A 16764-nucleotide genomic window follows, 5' to 3' on the forward strand; every position below is an offset into this window, starting at 1 on the left:
CGAGAAACGCCCAAGGTGATCGGTGAAGCCGAGCGCGTACGCGCCAGGACAAAGATCCACCAACTCTTCCTCGATAGCGTCGGACGCGAGAGGAAAGGGCCCGCGCAATCCGGTTCCGGTCAGTTCCTGCTGAATCATCTAATTCGACCTAGATATAAACGGCGTTCCCACCGCGTCCGCCGACGACCTCGGCTTGAGCCGCTTTAGGATTATCATCTTTTGGCCGGCGCTGCGCCTGGTCAGATGGAGAACCGTCGCGGCGCTGCATCTCGCCGTCCTGGCGCCCGCCGAAACCTGAACGCGCCGGATCGCCATCGCGCGACGGCGAGCCGTTGGCTTGCCAGCCGCTTGAGTTCGACGAGGTGCTCGCTGACGCATCCGTGATTTTCACACTTGAGATGTCGTAGCCCGCATCCTTCAAGCCGCGCTCGAGATTCGGCCGATCGTCGTTGAGGAGTTTAGCCGTCGCAGCTTTCGATGTTTCCGCTTCGATCGAAAGCGAATTCGCCTTGAGGCTCAAATGCAATTTTACCGAGCCGAGATCCGGGGGCGATAGGGTCAGATCGAGTGTTCGTAAAACCGGGGTGGGGGAAGATCGGGTCGGAAGATCGACCGTAGTCGCGCGGACGTTTGTGCCATCCGCCGCGAGGCTATCGAGCACGCTGTTGCGTACCTGGGTCGTCGCATTGGGCGGAATTTGCTGCGGCGGCGCATCAGTCGAAAAGATCTGATCGAGCGACGAGGTCGATTCCGCTTTTCCGGCTTTGCGATCGGAACCGGGCGCCGCCGCTGCCTGATTTTGGAACTCGGCGTCTCTCTGGCCGCCGTTGCCGCTATTCGTAAAAGATGAGTTTGTCGATTGATCCGCATCGGGCATGGCGACGGCCTGCGACGACACAAGATTCTGCGCCGCTCCGTTCGACGCCTTAGTATCAACCGGTTGCTCTTTCGCCGCGCCTGCAGGTGCGGTCCCCTGAACTACAGCCGGCCGTGGTAAATTGCGGATGGCGAATTGCGAAGTGGAGATCTGCGAGGCGGCGCTCATCAGCGCATCGTTGCGGAAGTTCCAATGCGTCTCGCGCCTATCGATGGTGATCGGCACCGCTTCGGTCGTATCATCCGATGGTGCCGCGAACGGATCTATCGCTGTCGTGCCGATATCGGTGGCGCTATCAGATGTCATCTCGCCGCCGCCGAGCGATAGCCGATCCTTCGTGTCCATCAGCGCGAGGATGTTCTTCTGCTGCAGCAAGGCGGTCGGGCGGACTGCGGCCTGCTGAGCTTCGAGCGGCACCTCAGTCGTATTGGATTGTGTAGACAGGGTGGGGTTGGCCGCCATTCGCATCATGGCGAGATCGGGCAGGAATGCTGTTGCGTTACCGGATTTCGCAGCGGTCTCCTTCGATTCACCCTGTCCGATGTTGTCGAAGGTTTCTTCGAACGAACTGTCGTCGTCATCCGCTTTGGACTTACCGTTCTTACGCTTTGAAGTCTTCGCGGCCTTATCAACCTGCGCATCGGACGCGTCGATCTCCCCGCGAGAGGAACTTCTCGACGTTTCATCGGCGTCCGATTTCGCATCTCCCGTAGGTTTTCCGAGGTCGCGGTGTCCGCTACTGGATGCTTTTCCGGCTACAGTCTGCAAAAGGGCTTCCGTTCCGCCCCCCGCGGCGCTTCCGACTGCTGCTGTCATTTCCCGCTCCCAGAAATAATGGAATCTGCGTCTTTCAAAATCGCGTCGGCGTTGTCGAGTGCGGCGGTCGCCTTTATCGCGCTTGGAACCGGTGGAGGATTCGCAGCTGGTTGCGCACGACCCGCGCCTGACGCCGACGCCAAACTGCGCGGCGGCTCCGTCGTGTTGCCAACCACCATCTTGGCTATGAATCCCGCGACCTCGCGGATTTCGGTGTCTTCCTCGGAGAGCCGGTCGACGGTGATCTGATCTAGAGCCTTCAAGGCGTTGCCGGCGTCATCGGACGGCGCTTCGGCGGCCGCGGCATAGAGCCGGGCCTTTTCGCGAGCTTCAGGCGAGGCGCTGGACGTTGCAAGCACTCTGCCGGCGGCAGCTTTCGCGAGATTCAATCGGCCTTGAAGCACCGCTTCCCCTGCGATATCGACAAGAAGCTCGGACGTGGGCTGCATATCCTTCTCGTCGACCCCTTCGGCAAGCAGATTGACCGTCGTCACGTTATTGAGGTTCTCACGTTTGGCTACGGCTTCGGCGAAGTCCCTGAAGAGTTTCCAGGCGTAAATCGATTTGCCGAACTCGCGCACGTAACTTCCGGTCAGCATCATCGCGCGCGTGGTGTCGCCGAGATTGAGAAGTATTGGAATTTCGCGTCGCGCGGACGCTTCTTCGATCGCCGTGTGCGGACACGCCAACCTGGCGTCGTCCAGAAGAGTGACGGCTTTCGCGCGATCGTCGTCGATGTACAGGGATGCCTTCGCGAGTGCGAACGGACCGACGAGGCTGACGTCGAGTGAGCGCGGATCGATATCCGCAAACAGTTCGCGGGCCTTCTTGGGCTGTCCTTCGGCAAAGCTCATGATGCCTCTTGCCAGCCGTTCATCGGCGACGCCGAGAAACTCTTGCTTGACCAGCGGCGTCAGCACATTCGCGTCGCCGCCGCTCAACACATAGAGCAGACTGGTGCGGACGTTGACGTAATCGCGCCATTCGTCTTCACTGAAGTTACGGACTTCGCGGGCAATTTCGTTCAGGAGCCGCCGCTGATCCGCCAGGGCTGCACGATCGCCTCGGATGATGCGATCTTGGACGGCACCCAATTGCTCGACAAGCCGGAGGGTATATCTTCTGGCCTGCACCTCTTCGCTGGCGCTGGACGGGTAGCTTGGCACACCATGATCAGACGCCGTGTCCACTTCCGGCACGCCAAATACGAATGCCGGCTTGAAATAGAAGATCGAACCGGCGGCGGCTCCGGTGAACGCGAGTAACGCTGCTGCTATCAGCGCGATTCGCTTCATTTCTTTGCCTCTTTGACGAGGATATCGATCCGTCGGTTGGACGGCGATAACGTATCCGACGGCACTTTCGGATCGCGGTCCGCTCGCCCTTCGATGGCAACGACCCGCGCATCATCGACGCCACCGCGCAGGAGCATGTAATATGCCATTTGCGCGCGCGCCGCCGAGAGCCGCCAGTTGTCGTAAACATGACTCTTATACGGCCGAGAGTCGGTATGACCGCGAATGATGACATCGCCGCCCTTGTCGCTTAAAACGTGACCGACTTTTTCCATGATGAGAACGAGTTCCGGCCGAGGCTTAGCGGAGCCGACCTCGAACATTCCAAAATTGGCGTCGTCCGTCAGGCTGACGAGCAGACCTTCGGGCGTCGCCTTCACCTCGATCAGCGGTAGATCATGCGACACGTCCGCGATTGCGCTGCTGATTCTCTCTTTGAGGTTCTTGGCTTCTTCGTCCCGATCGTGGGTCTTATCCTCTTTTTTCGTCTGATCCAGGATCGCTGGCGTCCGCTTTGAAGCGTTATCCTGCTGCTTGGGTTTATTGGCGATGTCGTCTGTTGCTGCGCGGGCCGCGAGCTGCTGTTGCTTCTGATCCGGTGCCACGGGCTTAGCGATTTCGGCCGGAAGGGCTTTCACGACGTTGGATGGGTGCGGAGGCACAACAGGCGCCGCTTCGGGAGCGGGTTTCGACGCGACCTGGGCTTTTCCCGCTCGCCTGTTGATGCGGTCAAAGGGATCGCTGACATTTCCATCCGAGGGGCTGGCGGCGGCACTCGGCGAATTGGCACGCGCTTCGTCGGCTAGCTGTTCGAGAAGATCACCCGGATTATCGAACAACGCCTGCTCTTGCGATTTCTCCGAACTTTTGCCGCCGGAGCCGGCGCTCGGTTCGTGCGCGGGTTCGTCTTTGGCCTCGGCAATGTTTTCCTTGGCGTCGCGCTCGGCCCTCCGCTGTTCCTTGTCGTCGATAATCTGCTTCTCGAAGCCCTTCTTGCTCTTTTCCTCCGAGGGCTTCGACTGCGTCTCCGCTTGATCTTCGAGGCCTTTCGGCGAAGCGTATTTATCGGTCAATCGCATCGGATTGAAGTAGGCCGCGACCTGGACAATGGTTTTCTTGTCGGCGGCGTTGACCAACCACATGACGAGAAAGAACGCCATCATCGCGGTCATGAAGTCGGCGTAGGCGATCTTCCAGACCCCACCGTGGTGAGGTTCTTCAGTGTTGCGCCGCCGCCGAACGATGACGAGCGGTTGTGATGATACGTCTTCCTTGCCGTCGCTCATGCCACCGCCGCCTCTAGTTCGGCGATCCAGGCCGAAATGTTGACTTCAATCTTCGTATCTTCGACGTGCGCACGAACGTCGGCGCCAGAACTTTCGGAATAGCCGATTTGAAATGCCTCAGTCGGCAAGCGCTCGCGGAAATGTTGAACAATTTCCGGTGGCGCTTCGATATGAACTTTCACCCCTTCGACGAGGGCGCGTGAAATTGCTCTTTCGAGGTCTTGTAGCGCGCGATCACGTAAGCGTTCGATAAGCCAGGGTCGCAGAAGGGCAGCCACGCGCTGCTCGATGCTTTGCTCGATCAGCTTCGTCGCTCCGTCCATCCGCGCGACGAGCACATCTGCGCAATCTCGTTGCCAATTTTGCTTCTCATCCAAGAGTTCCACCGCATGGCGAATCTGCGCTTCGTTGAGCAGAAACTGTGCGTCCGCTTCCGCTTCGGAACGCCCATCCGCGAGGCCTTGACGGTGACCATCCTCGAATGCGGCTTTCAACTGAGCTTCATGGTCATACGTTTCGACGCCGGAAGTGACGCGATCGAAGTCGGACAGCAGAGAGAACGCCGAACTGTGACGTCGCGCGGTCATCCGTTCTTGACCCAATGCTTCATGATCGCGGTGGCCTGTTCTTCGTCACGATCGAGAATGGCGCCGAGTTTTTCGACGGGGCCGAGCGCGAGCGAACGGCCGAATGCAGGGCCGCCGCCGAAATCATCACCGAAGCCACCGCCGCCGCCAAAGGGATTTGCCCCCGGCTCCAAAAGTGGCGATGCCATTTCCGGCATATCGATCGGGGCAGCGCCGATGGACGCAAGCGGCGCACCAAGTGCCGCGACACCGCTCTCGGCTGCCGACGACTCGCTTGAAAGGAGCGTCCGCATCACCGGCCTGAAACCGGCCATGATGACGATGGCCGCGACGAGCAGGATCGTAAGCGATCTGATGCCCGTGCCTGCGAGGCCCATCAGCAATGCTGCCCAGTCCGTTCCGGAAGAACCGCCCGATTCAAACGGAGACGGCGCAAAATCGACGGCCGCGACGCTGATGTTATCGCCACGCTTGGAATCGATCCCGGCTGCAGTGAGAGCTAACTTCTCGATTTCCGCGACTTGCTTATCGACGTCTTCAGGCTTGGCGTCCTTGCCCATCGACTCCAGCAAGCGCTTCTTATTGACGACCACAGCCACGGAGATGTTCGCGATCTTGTAGCCCTCGCTGACGGTCGAGGCGGATTTCGAACTGATCTCGTAGTTCGTTGTCTCTTCCTTGCGATCTTGAGCGCGCTTGGTTTGATCTTTGTTGCTGGTTTGCTCGTTTGGAATGTTCTGCTGAATGCTGACGTTCGATTTTCCGGATGCATCCTGCGAACTCTGCGCTTCCTTTACGAATTTCGTCGAGCGCTCGACTTTGCTGTCGGGATCAAATTTCGTCTCGCTCGTTTGAAGCTTGTCGATGTTCAAGCGCGCTATGGCGCTGACCTCAAAGTTATCCAAGCCGAGATAGGGCGAGAGCGTGCGGCGGACGCTATCTTGGATCTGCGTGGAGACCGTTCGTTCAAGCTCAACCATCTGCACCGGCGCTTCTCCGGCGCCGCCACCGCTGCCGCCGAGGAGCGATCCATCAGTACCGATCACCTGCACTTCATCCGGTGTCATCGCGGGAATCGCGGCGGCGACCAGATGCTTGATGGCGGGAGCGGACGACGCGTCGCCCGCGATATCCGTCCTGATCACAACCGAAGCGGACGGCGCCTCCTTCTTGACCTGGAGGCCGTTCTGGTTCGGCAGAAAAATATGAACGCGCGCGGCTCGCACGCCTTTCAAGAATTGAATGGTCCGCGACAGCTCGCCTTCGAGCGCCCTGACCCTCGTCACCTCTTGCATGAATGAGGTGAGGCCCAGAGCGCCGAGCCGGTCAAAAAGCTCGTAGCCGGCGCTTTGACTTCCGGGCAGGCCTTTTTCGGCAAGCAGGGCTCTCGCCTGCGCCGTTTGTCCAACGGGAACGCTCAACTTCGTTCCGTCGATGCTGCTCTCGAAGGGAATACCGGCTTCCGACAGCGCGGACCCCATGCGGCTAATGTCGGGGGTCGTCAACCCGACATAGAGCGTTTCGAAGTTCGAGCGCGATGCGAAGTAGCTGCCGATCGAAATCAGCGCAAAGACGGATAACCCGGCGGCTGCAAGTATGGCTAGGCGCTTACGCCCAAGACCGAGCAGGCTCCGATATAGGTTCTCAAATTGACGCCAATCCATCTCTTGACCTTACCGGCAAAGTTGTCAGCCGACGGTAGAGAGGGAACCTTGTGCAAAGGTGACGGGCCGCTTCCGAAAGTCCCCGACCGCCTTAGCGGATGGGGACCCTGGTCGCGGCCCGTCAAATGTCAGTAGAATCAAGTTCCGGTACGTCACCGGAACTCAATCATCAGCCGCGGAAGAGCGACAGGATGTTCTGGCTCGACTGGTTGGCGATGCTCAGAGCCTGAACGCCGAGCTGCTGCTTAACCTGGAGAGCCTGCAACTTGGTCGACTCTTCGTTCATGTCAGCGTCAACCAGCTGCGAGATGCCCGTGCTGATCGTGTCCATGAGCGACGACACGAAGGTCGTCTGAAGGTCGATGCGCTGCTGAGCCGAGCCGAGGCTTGTGGCCGACTTCGTCATCTCCTGGAACGCGGTGTCCGCGCCAGCGATGAACGAGTTCAGCGTCGCTTGGTCAGCCGTGCTGTCCGTCAGAGCGCTGATGTTAATGTTCATGACGGACGTACCACCGGTCGTGACGATAGCGCCTGTGGTGCCACGGGCCGAGTCAAGGATGCCGCCGGAACCCGCGGTGTTCGCATCGAACAGGACCGAAGAGGACGTGTCGACGCTGATCGTGCCAACGGAAACCGTTCCCTGAGAGGTGCGCGAGAACGAAGAAACAATCGTCTTTGTCGAGTTGTATCCAGAAGTAGACGAGTCAACCGATACCCAGTTTTCGCCCGAGAAGCTCGCCGAGTCGGAGATGCCCTTAAGCTGGTCCTGAAGCTGAGAAATTTCGGACTGGATCTTGCTGCGATCGACGCCAGGTGCGGCGGCGGCCACCAGCTTGTCCTTGATCTGGCCAACCAGCGTGATGCTCTGGCTCATCGCGTTGTAGGCGACGTCAACCGTGCCCTTGCCGAGGCCGAGCGCGTCCTGAACCGTCGACAGCGCGCTGTTGTCGGATTTCATCGTCGTCGCGATCGACCAGTAGGCGGCGTTGTCGGAAGCGGTCGCGACCTTCAAGCCGGTCGAGATGCGATTCTGCGTCGTCAGCAAGTCTTTGGAGGTTGCCTGCAACGATTGCAGGGCCGTCATTGCCGAAATGTTGGTGTTAATACTGCTCATGCCCATGTCCCTTGTCCTTATACTCGGCACCAAACGCAACTGGGGACATACCGGATCTTCCGGCTTGACAGACCGGCTTCATGCCTGTGGCGCGACTGTTGGCGACCACCCTGTCATCGGCACGATAGTTAGGGCAGAGTCATTTCTTAATAGTTAATTTTTGACGGCGAAAATTAATTCTTCTGAGGGAGCGCGACGCCGGGCCCAGTGGCGGCAAGCCTCTTAAGTGAACGATTTCACCAAGGCTCCAACGAGCAGACTCCAACCGTCAACGAGGACGAAGAACAAGACCTTCAACGGGAGGGCAACGACGGTTGGAGGCATCATCATCATGCCCATAGCGGTCATGATGGTTGCCACCACAAGATCTATGACGAGGAACGGCAACGTCACCAGAAAGCCGATCTCGAAACCTCTACGCAATTCCGAAACCATGAAGGCCGGCACGAGCACGCGCAGATCGTCCGGTCCCGCCTTGTACTGTTCGCCGAAACGCTCGGCCGACATCTGTTGGAACAAGGCTAGGTCTTTATCCCGCACATTGGCTTTCATAAAAGCCCGGAACGGTGCGGTCGTTCTTGTATAGCCATCTTGCTGACTGATTTTGTTCTCGACCATCGGCTTGACGCCGTTGTCCCAGGCATCCTGAAAGGTGGGCGCCATCACGAACAGAGTCATGAACAGCGCCAAGCTTACTAGGATGAGGTTGTTCGGTGTCGTCTGCAGCCCGAGGCCCGCGCGCAAGAATGAGAAGGCAATCAGGAATCTTGCGAAGGACGTCACCATCATCAGCAGGCCCGGGGCGACCGAGAGAACGGTCATCACCACGAGAAGCTGGACGATGCGGCCTGAGACGCTGGCGTCGCCCGCGGGAAACAGCGTCTGAAAATCGACCGTCTGCGCGAAAGCGGCCTGCGAGGTCGCGGCCAGGATAAGGAGCGTGATTAGGCTTTTGCGGATCATTCGAGGACCAGTCCGCCGATCAGCAGTCCGAGGACCGCGCCGCGCCCGCGGATCCTCGCACGGTCGTCGAGTTGCTCTCGCAAGTTCTGAAATCCGCGGACGCCTTGAATGTCGGACAAGGTAAGGCCCTTCAAATAAGCGACCACGTCTTCACGGACTTCTCCGAGCAACGTCGTCGTTTCCGGCGTTCCATGGGCGACGATGATCGATACGTCGAGCCGGGCGCGAATCTTCGGATCCGCGTCGAGGTCGGTGATCACCGCGGGAACTGCCAATTCGATTGCATCATTGGGGAAGCGTCCGACGACAGGCGCGGGAGCAGGAGAGGCGCTCTCGTTCTTGGGTGGGGAATTCGAAGGCGAGCCATCAGGCATCGCGAAGTAACCGAATGCACCGCCCCCACCGGCCCCGAGGATAACCGCCACGATTGCCGACATCATGAAGCCGCCGACGCCGCCGCCGGCCGGTTGGTTCTCCGTCTTCTTCTTGTCTTTCGCCACCTGACGTTTTCCTCCGAACCGGGCCTAGAACGGAGAAACGATGTCGAGGATCTGCTGGCCGTAAGCGGGCTGCTGGATTTCCATGACCCGTCCGCGGCCGCCATAGGAAATACGCGCTTCCGCGATCTTTTCGTATGAAATGGTGTTGTCCGTCGCGATGTCACGCGGGCGGATCACGCCCTGCACGTTCAATACGCGAAGTTCGAAATTGACGCGCACTTCCTGCGAGCCGCTGATAACGAGATTGCCATTCGGCAGAACCTGACTGACGACGGCGCCGACGAGCAAATTGATCGTTTCCGACCGATCGATCGATCCTTTCGAATCCGTCGACGTCGTGCGATCGAGATTGCCATCGAGCGAGCCCGAGCCAGAAGGTCCTGGTGCGCCAAAGCCGAAGTTAAAATCGGCCGAGGATTTCAAGCCGACGCTCGAATCGCGCGAGCGGTTCAAATTGTTATCGAGCGACGCCTTGTCGTTGATCTGAATTTTCACGGTTACGACGTCGCCGACGTGGATGGCGCGAGCATCGCGAAATAGATCGGCGCCGGCATCCTGCCACGTCGAGTTTCCCGAATGGTAGGCAACTGGCGTCACCGGCAGGTCGACGTGGGCCGTCTTCGATGGCGACAGGCCGCTTCCGACCGGCGACAACGTCGGCTCGCGGGCGACCTCACGTAGTTGGTCCAGTCCACATCCGGTAAGAAGCATGGACATCGACGCGAACGCCGGTATGACCCATCGTATTTTATTGCTGGGCATCGGCCTTGCGCTCCGACTGAACTGCGAGTTCGCCGGCACCGGCTATGACGGCCGACAGACGGGCCGCCTTAGCCACATCCATCTCGGCCATGATCGGGCTCGAAACTTTTGGTGCCAGCTTTGATATGATTGCGGCGGACGTCATCTCATCCATCGCGGCGAGCTGCGCTGCAGCGGAATCGGGTTTCATCCGGCCGTAGATCTGAACGAGCGAAGCGGTGGCGCGCGCGACGAATTCCTCGCGCAACTTCATCCAGCTCTTCAAAACTTGAGCTTTCGCCGTGAGGAGAGCGATCCGGTCGTCGATTTCCTTTTGCGCCTTCTGCAAATTGCGCGTCTGCTGCGCGATCTGAGCGGCCGATGTCGCTTCGATGATGCTCGAGCAATATTGCTGCGCCGGGCTCAATTCTTCCTTGGGCGTCGGAGGAAGGGGAAGCGCTTCCGGGTCCTTGTCGTCGGCTTTATTCGCAGGCTCATGCTTGCTCTCGTCGACCGCGATGCGGAACGAGAATGGGATCGGGGTGTGTTCGTCGGCGTTCGGGCGAAGATCGAACGTGCGGGCGCTCCGGTCGACTGGCGGGCCGACCATGGGGCGTTGTCCGCTTTCCGCCGTCGCCGCGTCGACGACCACAAGCATAAGCCCGGAGGAAAGGACGATTCGAAGACCGGCACGCACGATGCTTTTCTGAATTGATGTCGTTCTGAGGATTAAAGCCATCATTGCACCACCAGCTCAGCTTGCAGCGCGCCTGCCGTCTTCATGGCCTGCAGGATCGCAATGATGCCTATCGGCTTTAGGCCCATCTTGTTGAGCGCGCTCACGAGATCGCGAAGGTTGGCGCCGTTGACGGTAGCGACGTTGCCGCCGGCTTCGTTGACGTCGACTTGCGTATTGGGAACGACGACGGTCTCGCCGCCGCGCGAGAACGGAAGCGGCTGCGAAACCTGCGGGGTCTCGGTCACGCGAACCGTGATGTTGCCGTGAGCGACGGCGACGGTCGAAATCTTAACCTCGCTGCCGATGACAATCGTGCCGGTTCTTTCATCGATGACGACGCGCGCGGACTGATCTGGATTAACTTCAAGCTCGCCAAGCTCGGCCAGAAGCCGTGACGATAGGATCGCGGGGGGCTTGCGGATCATCACGCTTTGCCAGTCCCTGGCGCGCGCGATCGGCATCCCGAAACGCTCCTTCGCAAAGTCGTTGATGACATCCATGATGCGGACAGCCGTGGTAAAGTCGGGATTGCGGAGCTCAAACTCGAGCGGCATGCTCTCGTCGAATGCGCCAGGCGCGTCCTGCTCGACGATGGCGCCATTCGGAATTCTTCCGCGCGTCGGAATGCCCGAGGTGATGGATTCAGCTGCGCCCTTTGCGAGATATCCGGAAATCGTGACGGCGCCCTGAGCGGCCGCGTAGATCTTCTGGTCGGCGCCAGCGAGTGGCGTCATGACGAGCGCGCCGCCGGCGAGGGACTTGGCGTCGCCGATCGAAGAAACCGTGACGTCGAAGCGCGACCCCTTCGATGCGAAGGGGGGCAGTTCCGCCGTGACCATGACCGCCGCGACGTTTCGCGTCCTCGGCTCGTATTGAGAACCACGAATATTGACGCCCATGCGGTCGAGCATGGCCTGCACGGATTGCTGCGTGAACGGCGAATTCCGCAGCGTATCGCCCGTTCCGTTCAAGCCGACGACGAGGCCGTAACCGACGATCTGGTTGGCGCGAACGCCTTTGAGATCGGTGATATCCTTTATCCGCGTGGCTTCAGCGGAGGCCGTCGCGGCTAGGAAAAAAAGCAGTGCGGCGATCGCCAGTCTCATTGATCATTCACCGCCAGCGACTGGTCGGGCTCGACACGCGCCTTGATGATGATTCCCGACTCGGGATTCCGGACGTTGATGATTTCCCCGACCGATCCGGATTGCATCGGAACACCAACGCCGACGATCGAGACGAATTTTGAATTGTAGGTGAGCTTGTACGTTCGACCCTGCTTCACCGCATCTTCAGAACGGATGGCCATTTCGGGAATAAGCTCGCCCGGCAACAGCGTGCGCCGCGCAATTTTCCCCAATAGATCCTCCTGACGCTCGCCGAACACTGGCGGATTGCCGGGCGACACCAGCAATTGACGCTCGCTCAGCGCTTCGCCGGTGATCCGGTCGCCCGGATAGATGACGGTGCTCGGCACGAAGACAGTGCGACCAGAATCGTCGGCATCCGCGACGACAGCCGTCGTTGCGCAAGCGGCGAGCAGTGCGATTCCAAAGCGGACCGCATTTCGCATGTTGCGCAATCGAAGCATCAGCGAATGTCCTTCGTGATGACGTTATACATGTCGTCCGCCGCCGAAATGACCTTCGAGTTCATCTCGTAGGCGCGCTGCGCGGTGATCAGCTCGGTGATTTCCTTGACGGGATCGACGTTCGAACCTTCGAGATAACCCTGCTGAATGGTGGCATAGCCGGCGTCGCCGGGGCTTCCGATAACGGGACTTCCCGAGGCTTCGGTTTCCTGGAAGAGATTGCCGCCGAGAGGCGCCAGACCGGTTTCGTTGGCGAAGTTGGCGATGCTCAATTGACCGAGCAGCTGCTGCGTTCCGGTCGTGCCGAAGAGCGCATACACTTGGCCGTTGGCGTTGACCGTGATGTTGGTCGCCGTCGTCGGAACCGTGATATTCGGAATGACGAGATTGCCGTCGAGCGTGATGAGCTGACCGCTTGAGTTTCTGTTGAACGCGCCGTCACGCGTGTAAAGAATCTCGTTGTTTTCGCCTTGGACCTGGAAATAGCCGCGACCGTTCAACGCCAGGTCGTAGCGGTTGCTCGTCGAGGCCAGCGGCCCCTGCATCGACAGATTGCGAATGGCGACGGTCCGGACGCCAAGACCGACGGTATTGCCTTCCGGGATGATGGTATCGTCGTCGCGCGCGACGGTGCCCGCGGGGCGGTCCGTCTGGTACAGCAAATCCGCAAACTCCGCGCGCGATCGCTTGAAGCCGGTCGTGTTGATATTCGCGACGTTGTTGGCAATAACCTCGACGTTTGTCTGTTGCGCAGACATGCCGGTCGCTGCGATCGAAAGCGCTCTCATGGATTATGGCCTCACATTTGCATTCTGCTGATTTCTTGGTACGCACCGACGACTTTGTCGCGAACGGCAACGACGGTGCGGAGGGCCTGATCGGCTTGCATCACGGCTTGCACGACTTGCTGCAATGGCGCTTTGCCTTGCATTCCGGCCATTGCAGTCGTCTCGCCGGTCTTGAGCGTGTTGAGCGCGTCCGAGGCCATGGATGCCATCGTCCGAGCGAAATCGTTTTCGGGTGCCGCTTGCGGCGCTGCCGTCGGCGCCAGGCCCGAGAGCGGTGACGAACCTGCGGCTCGGCCGATGTCGGGAGAGAGCATAGCGATGTTCAGGCTCATGACGTCCTCAGAAGATCAATTGTCATCGAAGCGATTTCTCGAACTTGCTTGATGACTTGGGTGTTGGCTGTGTATGAGCGCGAAGCTTCGCGCATGTCCGAAAGCTCGGTGAGCATGTCGACATTGGGCATCTTCACGTAGCCTTTGGCATCCGCCGCCGGATGACCGGGCATGTATTCGGTGCGGAACGGCGCCTCGTCGCGTGAGATATCCTGGACTTGCACCAGATCCGCGCCGCTTACCTCGTCCGAGACGGATTCAAAGCTGACTGTCTTGCGCTGGTAAGGGTCGGCACCCGCCGTCTTGCCGGTCGAATCGGCGTTGGCGATGTTTTCCGACACCACGCGCATACGTGTCGATTGAGCGAAAAGGCCGTTCGCGGCGGCACTCGTAGCGGCGATCAGAGGATCGTTCATGTCTTAACCCTTCGTGGCGGATTGCAGCATTCGATCGAAGGTCTTCATAATCTGCGTGTTCAGCGTGTAGCCGCGCATCACATCGTTTGATTTCAGAAATTCCTGCTCAAGGTTGACGTCGTTGCCGGAAACGAGCACCTCGGCCTGGTCGTCCCCATTGTTCTGATCGCGAACGGCATCCGATCCGGACGACGCGAAATGCTGCGGGTCAGTTGCGGCCATCGGAGCGGATGTGGACGCGGATGAGTCCATGACCGCGTCGAAACTTTCGACGTCCCTCGCCTTATAGCCGGGCGTATTGGCGTTCGCGACGTTCGATGAAATCACCGCTTGGCGTTGCGCAAACCATTCGTTTTGGCGAAATGCGAGATTGAAGAGTTGCATCGGCTGCATGGGATAATCCTGAGTGGTCTTCTACCTATGTGCACGCTCTCGCTTGCGTAGGACTGGAGAGATGCCGCGCGGCTGTGCGTCAGTCGCAAACTTGGTCGATCAATTGAGGCGGGCTTCGCCGAGCGCATCGTGCAGCCGAACCGTATTGTGGCCCGGCGCGTTCGTTTCGCCCTCGAACTTGATGTAAGTAATCTCGACGCCGGCCTCTTCCGCTTCCAGCATCAAGCGGAAATAGACGTGGACGGACTGGTGATGAAATTCCATGTCCAGGAACACGCGCGGCAGGACGCCCCATTCCAAGAAGACGTCTCCGGCGTGACCGAAACTCAATGTCTCGGGCTTGAAGGATAGCTCGATCGACGATTGGACGAGGGAGCTGACGCTCGCGATCTGCCCCGTTTTCAGATAGCTGACGAGGTCTGGGAGATCAATCAACCGGAGATCCGTCGCGACGCAGCGAATACTGTCTCCGAGTATCTTCTCGCGAACTTGCGAATGATCGATGCGTATCGGGATCATCGACGGCTTTTCCTCTAGGCGCGGACGGTGCCCGCCCCATTCCGTTGCGCCTGAAGGCGAAGCAGAATCTGGGCGATGGCTTTGTAGAACTCGACGGGGATCATTTGATCCACTTCCACTTTTGCATACAGGGACCTTGCGAGAGCCTTGTCTTCGATGACCGGAATGTCATTTTCTTCAGCGATACGACGAATGGACAATGCGATCAGGTCCTGACCCTTCGCGACAACGCGGGGTGCGCCACCTTCGGACCTCACGTAGCGAAGCGCGACGGCGAAGTGCGTGGGATTGGCGATGACGATCGTCGCGCGCGGGACGGAGTTCATCATTCTCTGGCGAATGCGGGAACGAGCGATCGAACGGCGGCGCGCCTTGATGTGTGGATCGCCTTCCGCCTGCTTGCGTTCGTCCTTGATTTCCTGCGGTGCCATTCTGAGAGACCGGCGCCAAAGCAGATGGGCGACAGGGAGATCGAAGACCAGGAGCCCAAACGATAGAAGTGTGAGCGAGATCAGAAGCAGCACGACGCTCTTCTGCGCGAGCGTCAGAATGGCTGCGGGATCGCTCCATATCGAATTCGTGAAGTCGTGCCAGAGATACATCAAAATCGCCGTGCTCATCCCCGTCACCACGAGGAGCCGGAGAGACAGCTTTAAAAACTCGAAGAACCCCGACGCGCTGAAAAGCCGCTTGAAGCCCTTTGCCGGCGACAAACGGGAGATGTCGGGAATGATCCGCTTGAATATCGGAATCGGTATATTCTGCGCGACCGATGCCAATACGCCGCCCGCCGTAAAGGTTAGGATGATCGGCGCCGTTATAAGCGCCGTGCTTTTTCCGACGACGTCGATCAGGAGCGATAAGTCGCCGCCGTTGTCGATGTGAATTGATCCTGCATTCGCCAGCAGACCCGTGAGAATATCGGCGAAATGCTCGATGAACGTCTGCCCGAGCACCGCGATGACCAAGAGTGCGGCGAGCAAATATGTGAAGTTTGTCGCTTCCCGCGACATCGGAACATTGCCGTCGCCACGCGCATCGCTCAGCCGCTTATCGGTTGCCTCTTCTGTGCGGCTGTCTTTTTCTTGCGTATCAGACATGGCCCCGATCCGTCAGCTTGGTCATTGTGTGCACTAAGCGGCGGCGCCGGAGATATCGATCAATCCGTCGGCGGCGAGGCGGAGAACGGAATCTACAATCGCTCGACGGGCATCGACGATATCGCGCGGAGGAACATTCGCCGGGCTCTGCAGTTCGGCTTCGGCCATGCGGCGCGCGCGCGGTGCCAGAGCCGAGAGAACCTTGGCCTGCAGTTCGGAGTCAGCGCCTTGCAGAGAAAGAACTGTTCGTTCGACCGGCGTGCCATCCATAAGAACCGTGAGGGCGCGGGCCGGGAGCCTAATGAGGTCTTCGAACTTGAAGAGCATCTTGCGGATGGCTTCCGCATCCTTGGGTTTGACGCTCGCGAGGTATTCAAGTGCTTGGCGCGATTCCTCTTTATCCATGTTGTTAAGAATGCTCGCTAGCGAAACATACTTGTCCGCCGAGCGGCGATCGACATCGAACAGTTCATCGTGAAGGCCGCTCTCCAATGCTTCGACCACTTGGGGCGATACGTGCCCCATTCCGAGCATCCGATTGAGCAGGTCGTTGCGCTTGCCGACCGGAAAGGTCTTCAAAAGGGCAGACGCGCGTTCGCCGCCAAGACGATCGAGATAATAGGCAGCGACCTGGGGCGATTGATTCTGAAAGTGAGCGTAGAGAATGTCGTCGGGTAGCGCCGACAATTGGCTCCAGACGTCCTGGCGCGCAATGAACTGCTCGCTCGGATCGCCCGACGATCGGTTTTCGGAAATGACGTCGGTGACCAGACGCCGAACATCTTCGGCGCGGCCGAGAAACGGCGCGCCTTGACCGAACTGATTTTCGAATTCCTCGACGATGCCTTCAAGTTCGGCCGCGGTGATGGTCGGCATGATTTCAGCCGAGCGGACGAGGATATTCAGCTCTTCAGGATTGAATTTCTTCAGAAGGCCGCTTGCGCGCTGCTTGCCGAGCGCGAGAAGAAGCACGCCGACCTTTTCGGGTCCTGTCAGAGTTCGCGAGTTTCCGGCTTGCATCGATAACGGGTCTCGCTTCGAGA

At 59.2% G+C, this 16764-nt stretch carries 19 protein-coding genes; all 19 read right to left on the reverse strand.

Annotated elements, in window-relative coordinates:
- Positions 1-148: 148 nt before the first annotated feature.
- A complete protein-coding gene (locus tag WC811_RS11395) occupies positions 149-1693 on the reverse strand; it encodes a flagellar hook-length control protein FliK (protein ID WP_372644525.1) in 1545 nt (514 codons plus the stop codon).
- Positions 1690-2988, reverse strand: coding sequence for a hypothetical protein (locus WC811_RS11400; RefSeq protein WP_372644528.1), 1299 nt, complete (start codon positions 2986-2988; stop codon positions 1690-1692). The genes WC811_RS11395 and WC811_RS11400 overlap by 4 nt, the downstream gene beginning before the upstream one ends.
- A complete protein-coding gene (locus tag WC811_RS11405) occupies positions 2985-4274 on the reverse strand; it encodes a MotB family protein (protein WP_372644530.1) in 1290 nt (429 codons plus the stop codon). The genes WC811_RS11400 and WC811_RS11405 overlap by 4 nt, the downstream gene beginning before the upstream one ends.
- A complete protein-coding gene (locus WC811_RS11410) occupies positions 4271-4861 on the reverse strand; it encodes a hypothetical protein (protein WP_372644532.1) in 591 nt (196 codons plus the stop codon). Before WC811_RS11410 ends, WC811_RS11405 begins: the two co-directional genes overlap by 4 nt.
- The gene (fliF, locus tag WC811_RS11415; RefSeq protein ID WP_372644534.1) at positions 4858-6525 is read right to left on the reverse strand and encodes a flagellar basal-body MS-ring/collar protein FliF; all 1668 of its coding nucleotides are present in this window, start codon (positions 6523-6525) and stop codon (positions 4858-4860) included. The genes WC811_RS11410 and fliF overlap by 4 nt, the downstream gene beginning before the upstream one ends.
- 169 nt (positions 6526-6694) lie before the next feature.
- Entirely contained in the window at positions 6695-7645 is a 951-nt protein-coding gene (locus tag WC811_RS11420) for a flagellin (RefSeq protein ID WP_372644536.1), read from the reverse strand.
- Positions 7646-7861: 216 nt separating this feature from the next.
- Positions 7862-8602: a flagellar type III secretion system pore protein FliP gene (fliP, locus tag WC811_RS11425; protein WP_372644538.1), complete on the reverse strand. Its 741-nt coding sequence runs from the start codon at positions 8600-8602 to the stop codon at positions 7862-7864.
- Complete coding sequence (locus WC811_RS11430) at positions 8599-9102, reverse strand: flagellar basal body-associated FliL family protein (protein ID WP_372644540.1); 504 nt, start codon at positions 9100-9102, stop codon at positions 8599-8601. Before WC811_RS11430 ends, fliP begins: the two co-directional genes overlap by 4 nt.
- Before the next feature lie 24 nt (positions 9103-9126).
- Positions 9127-9864 carry a flagellar basal body L-ring protein FlgH gene (gene flgH, locus WC811_RS11435; RefSeq protein WP_372644542.1) on the reverse strand — a complete coding sequence of 246 codons (738 nt, stop codon included), beginning with the start codon at positions 9862-9864 and terminating at the stop codon, positions 9127-9129.
- Complete coding sequence (locus WC811_RS11440; RefSeq protein WP_372644544.1) at positions 9851-10540, reverse strand: MotE family protein; 690 nt, start codon at positions 10538-10540, stop codon at positions 9851-9853. The genes flgH and WC811_RS11440 overlap by 14 nt, the downstream gene beginning before the upstream one ends.
- A 41-nt stretch (positions 10541-10581) precedes the next feature.
- A complete protein-coding gene (locus tag WC811_RS11445) occupies positions 10582-11688 on the reverse strand; it encodes a flagellar basal body P-ring protein FlgI (protein ID WP_372644546.1) in 1107 nt (368 codons plus the stop codon).
- On the reverse strand, positions 11685-12173 hold the full coding sequence (gene flgA / locus WC811_RS11450) for a flagellar basal body P-ring formation chaperone FlgA (protein WP_372644548.1): 489 nt from the start codon (positions 12171-12173) through the stop codon (positions 11685-11687). The genes WC811_RS11445 and flgA overlap by 4 nt, the downstream gene beginning before the upstream one ends.
- Positions 12173-12961 (reverse strand): flagellar basal-body rod protein FlgG, encoded by a 789-nt coding sequence (gene flgG, locus WC811_RS11455; protein WP_372644550.1) that lies wholly within the window; start codon positions 12959-12961, stop codon positions 12173-12175. The genes flgA and flgG overlap by 1 nt, the downstream gene beginning before the upstream one ends.
- A gap of 11 nt (positions 12962-12972) precedes the next feature.
- A complete protein-coding gene (locus WC811_RS11460; protein WP_372644552.1) occupies positions 12973-13293 on the reverse strand; it encodes a flagellar hook-basal body complex protein FliE in 321 nt (106 codons plus the stop codon).
- Positions 13290-13709, reverse strand: coding sequence for a flagellar basal body rod protein FlgC (gene flgC, locus WC811_RS11465; RefSeq protein WP_372644554.1), 420 nt, complete (start codon positions 13707-13709; stop codon positions 13290-13292). Before flgC ends, WC811_RS11460 begins: the two co-directional genes overlap by 4 nt.
- A 3-nt stretch (positions 13710-13712) precedes the next feature.
- Positions 13713-14102 carry a flagellar basal body rod protein FlgB gene (flgB, locus tag WC811_RS11470; RefSeq protein ID WP_372644556.1) on the reverse strand — a complete coding sequence of 130 codons (390 nt, stop codon included), beginning with the start codon at positions 14100-14102 and terminating at the stop codon, positions 13713-13715.
- A 99-nt stretch (positions 14103-14201) separates the two neighbouring features.
- Positions 14202-14621, reverse strand: a complete 420-nt coding sequence (locus WC811_RS11475) for a hypothetical protein (RefSeq protein WP_372644558.1) — start codon at positions 14619-14621, stop codon at positions 14202-14204.
- Between the two features lie 14 nt (positions 14622-14635).
- Positions 14636-15721, reverse strand: coding sequence for a flagellar biosynthesis protein FlhB (locus WC811_RS11480; protein WP_372644560.1), 1086 nt, complete (start codon positions 15719-15721; stop codon positions 14636-14638).
- A 33-nt stretch (positions 15722-15754) separates the two neighbouring features.
- The gene (locus WC811_RS11485; RefSeq protein ID WP_372644562.1) at positions 15755-16741 is read right to left on the reverse strand and encodes a FliG C-terminal domain-containing protein; all 987 of its coding nucleotides are present in this window, start codon (positions 16739-16741) and stop codon (positions 15755-15757) included.
- Between the last annotated feature and the right edge of the window lie 23 nt (positions 16742-16764).

Origin of the sequence: Hyphomicrobium sp. (assembly GCF_041659645.1) — a bacterium.
In the GTDB taxonomy this organism is placed as follows: Bacteria; Pseudomonadota; Alphaproteobacteria; order Rhizobiales; family Hyphomicrobiaceae; genus Hyphomicrobium_B.

Excerpts from the sequence above, each read along its gene's own strand:
- WC811_RS11395 (WP_372644525.1), bottom strand. The coding sequence starts at position 1,693 with ATGACAGCAGCAGTCGGAAGCGCCGCGGGGGGCGGAACGGAAGCCCTT.
- WC811_RS11400 (WP_372644528.1), bottom strand. The coding sequence starts at position 2,988 with ATGAAGCGAATCGCGCTGATAGCAGCAGCGTTACTCGCGTTCACCGGA.
- WC811_RS11405 (WP_372644530.1), bottom strand. The coding sequence starts at position 4,274 with ATGAGCGACGGCAAGGAAGACGTATCATCACAACCGCTCGTCATCGTT.
- WC811_RS11410 (WP_372644532.1), bottom strand. The coding sequence starts at position 4,861 with ATGACCGCGCGACGTCACAGTTCGGCGTTCTCTCTGCTGTCCGACTTC.
- fliF (WP_372644534.1), bottom strand. The coding sequence starts at position 6,525 with ATGGATTGGCGTCAATTTGAGAACCTATATCGGAGCCTGCTCGGTCTT.
- WC811_RS11420 (WP_372644536.1), bottom strand. The coding sequence starts at position 7,645 with ATGGGCATGAGCAGTATTAACACCAACATTTCGGCAATGACGGCCCTG.
- fliP (WP_372644538.1), bottom strand. The coding sequence starts at position 8,602 with ATGATCCGCAAAAGCCTAATCACGCTCCTTATCCTGGCCGCGACCTCG.
- flgH (WP_372644542.1), bottom strand. The coding sequence starts at position 9,864 with ATGCCCAGCAATAAAATACGATGGGTCATACCGGCGTTCGCGTCGATG.
- WC811_RS11445 (WP_372644546.1), bottom strand. The coding sequence starts at position 11,688 with ATGAGACTGGCGATCGCCGCACTGCTTTTTTTCCTAGCCGCGACGGCC.
- flgA (WP_372644548.1), bottom strand. The coding sequence starts at position 12,173 with ATGCTTCGATTGCGCAACATGCGAAATGCGGTCCGCTTTGGAATCGCA.
- flgG (WP_372644550.1), bottom strand. The coding sequence starts at position 12,961 with ATGAGAGCGCTTTCGATCGCAGCGACCGGCATGTCTGCGCAACAGACA.
- WC811_RS11460 (WP_372644552.1), bottom strand. The coding sequence starts at position 13,293 with ATGAGCCTGAACATCGCTATGCTCTCTCCCGACATCGGCCGAGCCGCA.
- flgC (WP_372644554.1), bottom strand. The coding sequence starts at position 13,709 with ATGAACGATCCTCTGATCGCCGCTACGAGTGCCGCCGCGAACGGCCTT.
- flgB (WP_372644556.1), bottom strand. The coding sequence starts at position 14,102 with ATGCAGCCGATGCAACTCTTCAATCTCGCATTTCGCCAAAACGAATGG.
- WC811_RS11475 (WP_372644558.1), bottom strand. The coding sequence starts at position 14,621 with ATGATCCCGATACGCATCGATCATTCGCAAGTTCGCGAGAAGATACTC.
- WC811_RS11480 (WP_372644560.1), bottom strand. The coding sequence starts at position 15,721 with ATGTCTGATACGCAAGAAAAAGACAGCCGCACAGAAGAGGCAACCGAT.
- WC811_RS11485 (WP_372644562.1), bottom strand. The coding sequence starts at position 16,741 with ATGCAAGCCGGAAACTCGCGAACTCTGACAGGACCCGAAAAGGTCGGC.